At 42.5% G+C, this 13,324-nt stretch carries 12 protein-coding genes; 4 read left to right on the top strand and 8 right to left on the bottom strand.

Translation table 11 applies throughout. The features are described from left to right. The 6 genes from KCV09_RS16405 to KCV09_RS07065 form a co-directional block, all read right to left on the bottom strand. Complete coding sequence (locus KCV09_RS16405) at window positions 1-2,922, bottom strand: FAD-dependent oxidoreductase (protein WP_212515723.1); 2,922 nt, start codon at window positions 2,920-2,922, stop codon at window positions 1-3. Beyond that, a complete protein-coding gene (locus KCV09_RS07045) occupies window positions 2,919-3,245 on the bottom strand; it encodes a sarcosine oxidase subunit delta (RefSeq protein ID WP_111811690.1) in 327 nt (108 codons plus the stop codon). The genes KCV09_RS16405 and KCV09_RS07045 overlap by 4 nt, the downstream gene beginning before the upstream one ends. Window positions 3,246-3,257: 12 nt before the next feature. Beyond that, a complete protein-coding gene (locus KCV09_RS07050; protein WP_004948578.1) occupies window positions 3,258-4,496 on the bottom strand; it encodes an FAD-dependent oxidoreductase in 1,239 nt (412 codons plus the stop codon). A 41-nt stretch (window positions 4,497-4,537) separates the two neighbouring features. Then, on the bottom strand, window positions 4,538-5,431 hold the full coding sequence (gene folD, locus KCV09_RS07055) for a bifunctional methylenetetrahydrofolate dehydrogenase/methenyltetrahydrofolate cyclohydrolase FolD (protein WP_212515724.1): 894 nt from the start codon (window positions 5,429-5,431) through the stop codon (window positions 4,538-4,540). Then, window positions 5,428-6,294 (bottom strand): formyltetrahydrofolate deformylase, encoded by an 867-nt coding sequence (gene purU / locus KCV09_RS07060; RefSeq protein WP_004939180.1) that lies wholly within the window; start codon window positions 6,292-6,294, stop codon window positions 5,428-5,430. The genes folD and purU overlap by 4 nt, the downstream gene beginning before the upstream one ends. Window positions 6,295-6,553: 259 nt before the next feature. Then, on the bottom strand, window positions 6,554-6,787 hold the full coding sequence (locus tag KCV09_RS07065) for a hypothetical protein (RefSeq protein WP_212515725.1): 234 nt from the start codon (window positions 6,785-6,787) through the stop codon (window positions 6,554-6,556). Window positions 6,788-7,147: 360 nt separating this feature from the next. On the opposite strand from KCV09_RS07065, the gene KCV09_RS07070 reads away from it, so the two are divergent. Together KCV09_RS07070 and KCV09_RS07075 are read left to right on the top strand one after the other, a co-directional pair. After that, window positions 7,148-8,188 (top strand): NAD(P)H-dependent flavin oxidoreductase, encoded by a 1,041-nt coding sequence (locus KCV09_RS07070; RefSeq protein ID WP_151816210.1) that lies wholly within the window; start codon window positions 7,148-7,150, stop codon window positions 8,186-8,188. Between the two features lie 229 nt (window positions 8,189-8,417). After that, window positions 8,418-9,488, top strand: a complete 1,071-nt coding sequence (locus KCV09_RS07075; RefSeq protein WP_025094949.1) for an iron-containing redox enzyme family protein — start codon at window positions 8,418-8,420, stop codon at window positions 9,486-9,488. Here KCV09_RS07075 and KCV09_RS07080 read toward each other — a convergent pair. Together KCV09_RS07080 and dusB are read right to left on the bottom strand one after the other, a co-directional pair. Then, window positions 9,472-10,032 (bottom strand): TetR/AcrR family transcriptional regulator, encoded by a 561-nt coding sequence (locus KCV09_RS07080; RefSeq protein WP_004948588.1) that lies wholly within the window; start codon window positions 10,030-10,032, stop codon window positions 9,472-9,474. The genes KCV09_RS07075 and KCV09_RS07080 overlap by 17 nt on opposite strands. A gap of 274 nt (window positions 10,033-10,306) precedes the next feature. Further along, on the bottom strand, window positions 10,307-11,332 hold the full coding sequence (gene dusB, locus KCV09_RS07085) for a tRNA dihydrouridine synthase DusB (RefSeq protein ID WP_004939192.1): 1,026 nt from the start codon (window positions 11,330-11,332) through the stop codon (window positions 10,307-10,309). Window positions 11,333-11,417: 85 nt separating this feature from the next. Here dusB and KCV09_RS07090 point away from each other — a divergent pair, with 85 nt between their 5' ends. Together KCV09_RS07090 and KCV09_RS07095 are read left to right on the top strand one after the other, a co-directional pair. Continuing rightward, complete coding sequence (locus KCV09_RS07090) at window positions 11,418-12,629, top strand: DUF1615 domain-containing protein (protein WP_004939195.1); 1,212 nt, start codon at window positions 11,418-11,420, stop codon at window positions 12,627-12,629. Next, window positions 12,596-13,249 carry an HAD family hydrolase gene (locus KCV09_RS07095; protein WP_151815000.1) on the top strand — a complete coding sequence of 218 codons (654 nt, stop codon included), beginning with the start codon at window positions 12,596-12,598 and terminating at the stop codon, window positions 13,247-13,249. The genes KCV09_RS07090 and KCV09_RS07095 overlap by 34 nt, the downstream gene beginning before the upstream one ends. Window positions 13,250-13,324 lie beyond the last annotated feature (75 nt).

Genomic DNA, 13,324 nt, shown 5'->3' on the forward strand with positions numbered 1-13,324 from the left:
TTAAATCTCCTGACGCTGATTTTCTGGATCATAAAAAGGCGCTTTCACCACAGTGGCATGAACCATTGCGCCCTTCTCAACACGAATTGGAAATTGCTGTCCAACTTCACTTTGCCCAATTCCCACATACGCCATTCCAATAATTTTATCGAGCGTAGGTGAATATTCACATGAGGTGATATTTCCAGAAATATTCTCACCCTCAAGCACAATATGTCCTTCTAAGGGTTTTTCCTGCGATTTATCCAGTACAAATGACACCAATTTACGTTTTAAGGATTGTTGCTCAAGGATTGCAATTGAACGCTTGCCCACAAACCAAGGCTTGTTTCTGGCAACGGCCCATCCTAGATCAACCTCCTGAGGATGAGTCATGCCATCGGTATCCTGACTAATGATGATATGACCTTTTTCCAGACGTAACAGACGCTGGCTTTCTACGCCAAATGGCTTGATATCAAATGCCTGACCAGCCTGCATGAGGTGATTCCACATAAACTCGCCATAGCGTGCCGGAAAGTGAATTTCATAGCCTAACTCGCCTACAAAGCCAACTCGCAAGATACGTACAGGAATGCCCTGTATATGTCCTTCCCTTACACCTAAGTATGGAAACGCCGTATTTGACAAATCAACATCGTGACACACTTTTTGCATCACGGCACGTGACTGTGGGCCTGCGATATTCACCGCGGCTAACGCGGTGGTCACATTGGTAATGTCTAGATTCAAACGCCACTGTGCATTCCATTTCAGCATTTGTTGATAGATACGATCGACACCACTTGTAGTGGCGGTCACATAAAAGTGATGCTCACTCAAGCGCGCTGCAACACCGTCATCAATCACTACACCGTGCTCATTCGACATCACGGCATAGCGGGTTTTCCCCACTGGCAACTTTGTAAAGCCAAAGGTATAAAGCCGATTGATAAATTCAGCGCTATCTGGCCCACGAATTTCAAGCCCGCCGAGCGTAGAAACGTCAATCATGCCCACTTGATTGCGTACATGCTTCACTTCATTTTCAATATGTTGTAATCGGTGTGCCGCATCACCATAAAAAGCTGGTCGTTGCCAATTTCCTGCCGGCATCATGGTGGCGCCTGCTTCAAGGTGTTGCGCATGCATCGGAGTTTGGCGATACGGATCAAAACTACGCCCTGCGACATGTGCCAGTTTTTCCACAGTAAATGGAGGTCGGGCTGTGGTCACCCCTGTTTCACTTACACTGCGCTGAGTCGACTTAGCGACCAAACGAGCTGTGGGCAGTGCTGAATGACGACCTTGCGATGGCCCCATGCCAACCGTTGAAAAGCGCTTCACCAACTGGATATCGCGGTAACCACTTTTGGTGGCATTGACGATATCTCGAATTTGTAAATCTTCATCAAAATCAACAAACTCTTTGCCTTTAGGATGGGCAAAAATCGGCCAAGGAAAATTGACTGGATTGTTTTTTAATACAGTATTTGAAGGCCATTGAATATTAAGCGGCTGTCCTAAAGCATACTGTGCAGCCAGTGTGCCCGTATATTTTGCATGCTCCACCACCTGCTCAATGGCATGTATACCCTCGACTGAGCCTGTGACATGTAAGCCTTGAGGCAAGCCTGAAAGATGAAACTCGGCTTTTTGATCGTTATAACTCAGCTTTCCACCTGCTTGGCAGAGCAGTTGGTACACGGGCATGTATCCAGAAGACATACACAGTACGTCGCAATCCAGTTTTTTTATCTCTTGAGCGACTTGACCTTCAGATACAATTTTTCGAATATCAACACCATGAACGCGATGCATGGTTTTGTCATGCAAAGCTTCAAATACGGTACTGCCCAGATAACAGGCCACATTTTTGGCTTTGACCGCACCATAGGCGGCTTTATTACGTGGAACTTCACGCAAGTCGACCACCGCAACTACGTCTATACCTGCTTCAAGCATGTCCAGTGCTGCCAAATAACCATCATCATGACCAGTTAAAATGACAACTTTTTGGCCAGGCTTGACGGCATATAACTTGATGAGACGTTGTACTGCGCTGGTTAGAATCACCCCTGGTAAATCATTATTTCTAAAGATTACAGGTTGATCAAAGCTACCGCTAGCCACAATGCATTGCTTGGCGCGCACCTTATACATGCGCTTACCCTGAATCACAGGCAAATAATGGTCGGTAAACCATGCATTACATACTGCCTGCGTCATGACTTGAATGTTGGCATGTGCAGTGACGGCGTTTACCAGTTGCTCACGTAGCTGATCGGCCACCACTCCTTCAACATCAAAGCGTGCATAATTCAGGCTGCCACCCAACAATTTCTCTTGCTCGACTAAAAGTACCTTGGCGCCTTGTTCTGCAGCAGACAATGCCGCCTGCAAACCTGCTGGCCCACCACCGACCACGACCACATCGTGAAACAGATAAGCTTTGTCGTAATATTCTGGTTCAAAGTTTAAATCCAGAACACCCAAACCTGCTTTTTTACGAATGAATGGTTCCCAGAGTTTCCACACACCCTTAGGTTTGTAAAATGCACGGTAGTAAAAGCCAACAGGCATAAATTTAGAAAACTTACCTAAAAATGCATCAGAATCCTTCAATAAAGAACCTGAAAAGTTTTGCCCAGCGGCACGTAATCGCGGTTGAATGTCTGTGGTATCTGCCAAAACATTCGCTTCTTCTGGAAGCTGAATCAAGGTATTGGCATCTTGTCCAGCCATGGTCAATGGTGCACGTGGACGATGATATTTAAAAGAGCGCGACATAACCCAGCGCTGATTGGCAATTAAGGCGCTGGCAATGCTATCCCCTGCAAAGCCTTGATATTTTTGATGATCAAATTCAAACGCTACGACTTGGGTACGATCGATCATACGACCGTATGGATGCGGAAGCCGTTGTAAAGCAAGATTACTCATGTCAAAGACTCCTTCATAGGTGTAGCAGATGCGCTGGTTTTGACTGCAGAAAATTCAACACGTCGATCAAAGATTTCTTTAGGATCAAAAGTTCTTAAAATTTCATCGGTCACGGTATGTCTTTGCGCAATGAACCAGTAACTGCTCGGGGTATGCATCCACCACTCCAAAACCACGCCTGCAATATTGTCAGTATTGAATACATAATCTGCCCACTCCAGATCACTACACGCATTCTGATCCGGCATTTCTTTAAACTCACCACCGTAGGTAAATTCGCTGATATTTCGTGGCCCATTTAAAGGACAATGCATAATTTTCATTTCATATTCTCCTTAATGGCTCGCCGCAGTCGCGCCCATTTCATTGACTTGTTGAAAACGACTAAAACGTGACAGCTCAAATGGCTTGATCAGGTCGGGTGTACGCCCTGTTGCGACCAGCTCTGCCATGGTTTTGCCGCAAATAGGCGTCGATTTAAAGCCCCAAGTGCCCCAACCTGCATCCAGATAATAGTTGTTATACGGCGATTTCCCCATGATCGGACTATAGTCTGGGGTCATATCCGTGATTCCCGCCCATTGACGCATGAGCTTGACATTGGCCATAAACGGAAACATTTCAATCGCATGGGCAAGCAGGCTTTCTTTTAAATCTAGGGTGGAGCGCGTGTTGTACAACGGATACGGGTCTGATCCCCCCCCAAATACAATTTCTCCCCGACTGGTTTGCTGCACATAACAATGCAGCGCGGAAGAACTTACCAGCGGATTGATAAATGGCTTAAAAGGTTGTGAAACCATGGCCTGTAAAGGATAGGTATGAATCGGCGCGCGGATCTTGAGCTTATTCATTAAGATTGAAGACGCACCCGCAATGGCCTGAACCACACAGCCACATTGCACCATACCGCGATTGGTTTTAACTGCCGTGACCTGATTGCCTTGCACCACAAAATCTTGCACTTCAGTGAGCTGATGAATTTCCACACCACGCTTTGCAGCTTCTTTGGCATATCCCCACGCGACAGCATCATGACGCGCTGTCGCACCGTCGATATGCCACAACCCAGCCAATACAGGTAAATGTGCGGGATCTAGATTGAGACATGGCACCAGCTCCTTAATTTGCTTTCGATCAATCATTTCAGTGCGCCCACCAAAATGCTTGTTGACTTCTGCACGCTGACGAAATGCTCGAACTGTCGAATCTGTATGCGCCAAGGTCAATTGACCACGCTCGGAGTACATAATGTTAAAATCAAATTCATTTGATAGATTTTTAAACATCCGAACCGACTCGGCATAAAACTTCACACCGTCTGAAGTCAAATAATTGGAACGAATCACTGCCGTATTACGTGCCGTATTACCACCGCCCAAATATGATTTTTCCAGTACCGCAACATTACTGATGCCGTGATATTTCGATAAATAGTAGGCAATCGCCAAACCATGTCCACCTCCACCAATAATCACAACGTCATAATGAGACTTAAGTTCCTTAGGGGGTGGCAAATCCACTTCCACAGGATACTCATCACTTAATCCATACTTCAGCAGACTCAAAGGCATGGTGTATTTCTCCGCGGCGTGTCATAACGCCTTTTCATCATTTATATTTGTGGATGCTGCAAACGTACTGCCTGCAAGGTGTTTTTCATCAAATACGCAATGGTCATGGGGCCTACACCACCAGGCACAGGGGTAATCGCACTGACCATCGGCAAGGCATCTTCAAAATCGACATCACCCACCAAGCGTGTTTTTTCATGTGTCATAATTCGATTAATGCCCACATCAATCACCACGGCATCGGCTTTTAGATACGATGCGTTGACCATATTGGCTTTGCCCACAGCCGCCACTACAATGTCGGCCTGCTGACAAACCTGCTCAATGTTGCGGGTTTTGGAATGAACAACCGTGACCGTACAGCTTTCGCGGAGCAATAATGCCGCCATCGGTTTGCCTACAATGTTGGAGCGCCCAATTACAACCGCATGTAAACCACTTAAATCATCACCTAAGCTGTCTTTAAGTAAACGAATACAGCCCGTCGGTGTACATGGTGTTAAAACATCACGTCCTTGACTTAAGCCCCCCACATTTTCACTATGAAAACCATCCACATCTTTTTGAGGGTGAATGCGTTCAAGCACGCGAGTTTCATTGATTTGTTTAGGTAAAGGTAACTGCACTAAAATGCCATGTATGCTGCCATCTGCATTTAGCCGATCAATTTGTGTAAGCAGTTCATCTTCACTCAGGTCAGCATCAAAGCGAAATTCCAATGAACGAATCCCAACATATGCCGCTTTTTGAACTTTATTACGTACATACACCTGACTTGCTGGATCTTCTCCAACCAGCACAACAGCTAGACATGGCTCAACACCCTGAGCCGTATAACGCTCAACGTCTGACTTGACTTCATCAAGTACGCTTTGCGCAATGGCTTTACCGTCAATGATTTTGGGACTGTGCTGTTTTAATAAGACAAGACTCATTTGAACACCACCGTACGGTCATCATTCATAAAAACGCGATGCTCGACAAAATATTTCACTGCTTTAGAAAGTGCGACGGTTTCAGTATCGCGTCCAACAGAGACCAAATCATTTGGCATATACGCATGGTCAACACGTTGTACTTCCTGCTCAATAATCGGACCTTCATCTAAATCACTGGTGACAAAATGTGCAGTTGCGCCGATCAGCTTGACGCCTCGTTCAAAGGCTTGATGGTACGGCCGAGCACCCTTAAAACCCGGTAAGAATGAATGATGAATATTAATTGCACGTCCAGATAATTGAGTACATAAGCTATTGGATAAGATCTGCATGTAGCGTGCTAAAATGACCAATTCAGTTTTGGTTTCATCGACAATTTTTAATAGTTCTTGTTCTTGCTGCTGTTTAGTTTCCTTGGTCACTGGCAAATAAATGAAGCGAATCCCTTCACGCTCGGCGATGGCACGTAAGTCCAGATGATTGGAAACAATGGCAGTAATGTGAAAATCCAGCTCACCTTTATGATGGCGATATAACAAATTCAACAAGCAGTGATCAAACTTACTCACCATGATCAACACTTTCATCGGATTTTTCTTTTCGTAAAAATCTGCCTTCATTGCAAATTTCATTGTGACATCTGCAAACTTTTCTTTGAGTAATGCCAAATCTCCTTGCCCTTCGTTAAAACGAAATACAATACGGCTAAAAAAACGTCCTGTAATTTCATCGTCATATTGTGCCATCTCGCTAATGTAGCAATTATTTCCAGCTAAACAATTCGACACAGCAGCCACAATACCCGAGGCAGCAGGACAAGAGATTTTTAGAACATACTGATCGACAAGATCGTTGGCCATGATGTTTCCCCAATTAACAGATTCGAGACACTTAGCGATGTAATCAATGCAATCGGCAAACATCGGTAAGTTTACTATCAGGAAATTAAGTTTCCTTTTGGTAATTTATATAAGAAAATAAATCTCTCGTCTAGTGAATTTGAAAAATTTTTTTACTGTTGGGAATATTTTTTATATATGATTATCAATTACTTATAAATATACAGACGTGCAAAAACATGGATAATCCCGATTTGGACTATCCACATAAAGCGTGGAATTAGCACAACACTTCGACGGTATGAAATTGTTTGAGTTGCAACAATGAATCGAACGGATTGTCAGACTGGCATAATTGATTTAACTGATCATGAAATTGATGCACAAATACGTGATTACAATTGATAATCCAGCCTTTCACACATGATGTTTCAGTATTTTCCATATACAGTTCACAGGTCGTTTGACCAATCAAACGTATATTCTTGATTTTGAATCCACTGTCGATTTTCATGTCTTCATTTCCTGCAAAGTTGTCAGTTATTTTTTTAGAGCAAAGAACATGCCATGAATAAATTATCCAAATTTTCAATATTTTAGAGTTTTAAAAGTTTTATTATTCTTAATAAGAATTTTTTATGCATCATTTGAGTACAAAATAATGAAGTTTATGTCATGTTTTGATGCATAACATAACCTGCATCATTTTAAACCTGTCATCATGATCTTTCTCATTTTATTGAATAGTATTTCAAGTGCTGAAACTGCTTTATCTTTCACAAAAATTTATTTAACGTAGAATAATAATTCATCTCATAAATATGCTGCATGAATCATTGCAAGCTTTTGAACCATCGCATAAGGATAAAAAAGGATGTCATTATTATCGTTGCTCAAGATTAAACATCCCATCTTAGTTGCACCGATGGCGGGAGTTTCGACCCCCGAACTTGCAGCAGAGGTTTCAAATGCAGGTGGTTTAGGCGCTTTAGGCTTAGGTGCCAGCACTCTAAATGATGCAAAAAAGCAAATCGAACATACACAGACACTGACCGATCAACCTTTTCAACTTAACTTTTTTTGCCATACGCCACAAACACTTAATGCTGAGCATGCGCGTGCATGGATTGATTTTTTAAGCCCGGAATTTTCTCGTTTTAATGCCACGCCGCCATCCACCTTAAACCGTATCTATCCTAGTTTTTTAGAAAATGACGACTTTTTAGAATTGGTCTTGGCTACTGCCCCCAAAGCAGTGAGCTTTCATTTTGGCCTTCCCCATGCCTATCAAATTCAGGCCTTAAAAGCGGCGGGTATTGTCACACTGGTTAGTGCAACCAATCTGGCAGAAGCAAAAGCCATTGAGGCTGCGGGGATCGACATCATCATTGCACAAGGGATTGAAGCAGGTGGACATCGAGGTATTTTTAATCCCACTATTGATGCAGCCATTAATACAGCCGATCTGGTTCAACTGATTCACCAGCATTGTCAATGTCCAGTTATCGCCGCAGGTGGGATCATGACGGGTCAACAAGCGAAACACATGATGCGACTGGGCGCGGCTGCGGTACAACTTGGTACGGCATTTGTTCAATGTAAAACTTCAAACGCCAATGCGGCATACCGACAAGCACTTCGACAGCAACCACTCACGCAAATTACTGCCAGTATTTCAGGACGCCCTGCTCGAGGTATTATCAATCGCTGGCATACTGAATGTGATCATCCTCAGCGTCCAAATGTACCGGCTTATCCATATACATATGATCTGGCCAAACAATTACATCAACTGGCGGCTACACACGGAGATCATGAATACGGTGCGTTTTGGGCTGGCAGTCATGTTGCGCAAATCCGTGAGTTAGAAGCCACCGATCTGATCAATCAAATTTTACTAGAAATGTGCAGTTAATTTTTTTAGAGCCTATATTAAAATATTCTCTATAAGTTTATTTATTTCAATTGCTTATTTTTAATAAAAATCATCTTTCTTTATATTTAGCGTCAGTTTTTTAAGTTTATTTTTTAAGATTTTGGCTGTTTTTAATAGCCATATTTGAATTGAATTCCTGTATATTCTGTTGCGGTTTAGGGCACGCTCACGTGTCAAACCGTTTAATAAATAATGTATTGGTAGAATTATGGAAAAGCTTTTAACACCAGCAGAATCTTCAGCCGCGTTGTCCATCACGGATGTTGCTTGTTTATTGAAATATCCAGTGCATATTAGTCTTCAGCATATGATTCAATGCACCGAAATGAATCAATTTCTCCAATCAGATCCCGATTTTGAACAAGATTTTCTAAAGTTAGTTGAATCTACGCTTGAAAGAGCCTTTGTTGCGAAAGATGATCAAGCCGCCTACGAAATTCACTCATCACTTTACCAATTGTATAATCTGCAAATCTCAGACCCGCTTTCTTCAGAAGCACTGAATCAGCATCAGCCATTTTTTTATGCACTACGCAACACCATTGAAGAATACTGGTTAAACCATTTAAATCTGGATTCGATTTATCAGCTAGATCATTCAGCTGGTGATATTTCAGACACAATTATGCAGCTATGCGAGAGCAAGAATTTATCGGCTCATCCCTTGTTTGATTTTCTGGCTCATGAGGCTACCGATCGTCAGCTGTATGCTTTTTTCCATAGTGACTATGAGCTGAATATCCGCTTCTTCGATTTGCTCATTTTGACGCTTTTAAATTCGCCTGCAACTGCACGCATGGAAATGATCAAAAATCTTTGGGACGAATCTGGTAAAGGCGACCGCAAAGAAACGCACGTCAACATGTTTAATGACTTGATGGAGCATTTCAATCTGGATAATAAAGCGTCATTTCCTGCGCATGATTCTTGGCAAAAAATGGCAGGCTATAACCTATTTATGCTGGCATCCTTAAACAGAAAGCATTATTACCTTTTACTCGGCATTATGGCTGCGACCGAAATTATCGATCCACAGTCTTACCTTAAAGTTCAAGTCGCATGCCAGCGTCATGGCTTAACCGAATGGTTGTATCGTTACTACTCTGAACATTCTGAGATCGACATCGAACATTCTCAAGGCTGGCTCAATTACGTCATCGCGCCGATCTTAAAAGAGCGTGATGTTAACCGCGATATTTTACTTGGTGTGGTCTATCGCTTGAAAACCTGTCAGGAATACTACGACAGCCTACTCAAATATGTTAAGTCTGTTGGATAAGGCGTTTTGCTGCGTTCCAAGCATCTAGGGCCGCATGCCGATTGCCAATAATCTGGGCCGAAAGTGTAGCGCCATCGAGCAACATCATCATGATCGGTGCTACATTTTTTGCCTGAGTATCATCCATGAGTTCACTTAAAATCTGTTCGATCTTGTGAATTAACTGCTCTTTTTGCTGTGTAGCAACTCTATTGATTTCATTGGTTTTACTGGGGAACTCATTAATTGCTTTAGCAAATAAACAGCCCGTAAAGTTCTTTGCGGTAAACCATTCATTGTGCCAATCAAATACCAGCTCAAGCTTTTGAATGGGTGGAAGTTCATTCGGAATCAACTGACTCAGTGATTCCCGGCAAGCACGGTCACGTTCTTTAAGCACTTCCAAAATGAGATTTTCTTTGGAGAAAAAATACTTATATAACGTATTTTTTGAGATATCGGCATCTCTGATGATCCAATCCACCCCAACTGCATGGTATCCAAACGAGCTAAAGAGATCCGTCGCGACCTGCATGATCCGTGATCGTTTTAAGTTTCTTTGCATCTTTAATCCGTTAACAGAATTCTTAAGGAGCGTTATATCGATTTTTATGAATATTAGCACACTATACTGAAATGAGTGGATCAAATTTATTCAAACTGTTCATTTTTAACTGCTTTTGTACAATCTTTTCTCATGATGTATATTTAAGAACCAGTATGTCTTTAGATCGATATTTTTATTTAAAGATCAACTATATACCCATTATCACTCGAGTGATTTTTTGGAATTATGATAAAATGGCCACGATTCATGACCATTTTCTCATCAGAAGAAATTAACTAACCTCTAATAAATTAACTTGCTCGGTCTGAACATCACTCATACGTTCTCCCTGAGCCAACAATGCATCAAAATATGCTTCAACGACCTGCGCTTGTTGTAATGTGCTATCGACTTGATACATATTTTGACGAAACTCATTGCTCGAACGTAAGCCTTTGGTGTACCACGCAATATGCTTACGCGCGATTCGACATCCAGAGTATTCACCGTAAAATGCATATAGCTCAGCAAGATGCCCCAACAATACTTCTTTCACCTCTAAAATAGTCGGTGCATCTAAATGTGTACCCGTAGCTAAATAATGAGAAATTTCTCTAAAAATCCAGGGGCGCCCCTGTGCCGCACGTCCAATCATAATGGCATCTGCACCAGTATAATCGAGAACATATTTGGCTTTTTCTGGGCTATCAATATCCCCATTGGCAATCACGGGAATTTTAAGGCGTGATTTCACTTCCTTAATCAGTTCGTAACGCGCAGTATTTAAATACATGTCTTCACGTGTGCGGCCATGCAACGCCAAGGCCGCAATACCTGATTGCTCAGCTTGATTGGCCACGCGCAAAATATTTTCTTGACCATTCAAAAAACCAAGCCGTGTTTTAAGTGTTACAGGCACATCAACGGCCGCAACTACAGCGTCTAAAATACGCGCCACCAGATCTTCGTCTTGTAAAAGTGCTGAACCGGCAAGCTTGTTACAGACTTTTTTTGCGGGACATCCCATATTGATATCGACAATTTGAGCACCGTTAGCCACCTGATAACGTGCTGCCTCAGCCAGTTGCTCTGGGTCAGAACCCGCAATTTGTGCCGAAATTGGAGCCAACTCACCGTCAAAGTTTGCACGATAAAGACTTTTTTTCGTCATTCTCAAGGTCTTATCGGCCGTCATCATTTCGCTTACGGCATGACCGGCGCCAAAGTATTTGCACAGTGTACGAAACGGACGATCCGTTACTCCGGCCATAGGGGCAACGATTAAATTATTTGACAGTTGATAAGACCCAATATACATATATATATATTCATACATTTTACGATCAACATAGTATACTTCATCCGCTTTTTTGACTCATCCTTTTTCAAGGTGTTTTGCTTGCATGAACGATTCAACTCTTTCCGGTGGTTTGCTTAAAACGTTGTCTGTTGCACTTTTAGGGCTAACAATGGCAGGGTGCAGTGATAGTTCATGGTGGTCAAGCAATGATGAACCCGAACTCAAAGCCGAACAGATTAAAAAACTGATTCCATCACGTGTACATGACCGTCAATCGTGGGCCAATGACATTGATGAAATCATGCAAAAACTTAGTATTGCCAAAACCAAAGATAACGTCTGTACCGTCATTGCGGTGGTCGATCAGGAATCAAATTTTGTGGCAAACCCTGTGGTGGCTGGCTTAGGGGAAAAGTCGGTTCGAGAAGTCAGCACCCGTTTAAACGAGAAATTTGAAGATAAGCTGGGCAAAACCATAGGCGGGCCAGTGGCTGGTTATTTTGAAGATGTTCTCAAAAACCAACCGTCTAAAGAAGACAATTACATGAGTCAAATGCGCAAAGTACGAACAGAACAAGATCTAGATGTGCTGTATCGAGAAATGTTTGACTATATGGCTGGCCATTATCATGTGAGCGCTATTACTGGTGCGGCCAAACTTGTCGGTCAGGATATTGCAGAAAAAATGAATCCGATTACCACGCTGGGTTCTATGCAGGTCAATATCGTTTATGCCAAAGAGCACAAGCGTGTGAAGCTGCAAAGTGTCAATGATTTACGCGATGATTTATATACTCAATATGGCGGGCTGTATTATGGCATTCATCGCCTAATGCTTTATAAGGCAGATTACAGTAAGCCGCTTTATCGATTTGCAGATTACAACTCTGGTATGTATTCGAGCCGCAATGCGTCTGTTCAGGACATGATCAACAAGCTCAGCGGTGAGCAGCTTACCGAAGATGGAGATATGTTGCTTTACAGCAAGGATGGTTCCGTTTTGGGGACCAAGAGTAGCTCGGAAAAAGCCCTGATCAAACTGTTTACGCAAAACAATATTCTGATTACACCTAACCAGATTCGTACAGATTTAAAACTTGAAAAAACTCAAAGTTTTGAGCAATCACCGACATATATTGCTATTATTAAATTGTACGAGAAACAAACGGGCAAAGATGCCCCTTACGCCATTATGCCGCAGGTCGTCATTTCTGGGCCAAAGCTCAGTCGTGATTACAATACAAATTGGTATGCCACACGTGTAAACGGAAGATATCAGACATGCATGCAACGCGCGAAACGGATCAAGCTGTAAATCTTGCACTCTTTGATTTTGATGGCACTTTATGCACGAGAGACAGTTTTACGCATTTTATTTTTTATACCTTGTCTAAACGCCATATTGTGCGTCAGGGCATTAAAATTTTGCCTTGGATTCAGGCATATTATTTAAAGCTTTACCCTGCCCCGTCCATGCGGATCAAACTATTCGACAGCATGTTTCGTGATACTCCGTTGCCCCCCATTCAGCAACTCGCAAAAGAATATGCGGAGCAATTGATGAATCATCTTGATCCGAAACTATACGCTCAGCTCAAACAACATCAGTTGCGTGGCGATAAAGTGGTGATCGTCTCGGCTTCAATAGACTTATATCTCAAACCATTGGCTGATCTACTCGATGTTGAACTGATTTGTACCGAAGTCGATATCCGCAATCAAATCATCACTGGCACGTATACTACACCCGACTGTAGTTCTGAGCAAAAAAAGCAGCGTGTTTTAAGGCAGTATAATTTAGACCATTTTGAACTGGTTTATGCTTATGGCAATAGCCATGAAGATTTAGAGATGATGTCGTTAGCCGATGCCAGCTATATGGTTGGCGAAGATCAAACATTACCTCACATTGAGCAACTTAAGAAATTTGCCTAATATCAATCAAGATAGATAAAAAATTTCAAAAAAAAGCCCAGACATTCATTCTGGGCTTTTTTGTTCACATTGGAT

This window comes from Acinetobacter soli, from assembly GCF_018139125.1.
GTDB classification, from domain to species: Bacteria; Pseudomonadota; Gammaproteobacteria; order Pseudomonadales; family Moraxellaceae; genus Acinetobacter; species Acinetobacter soli.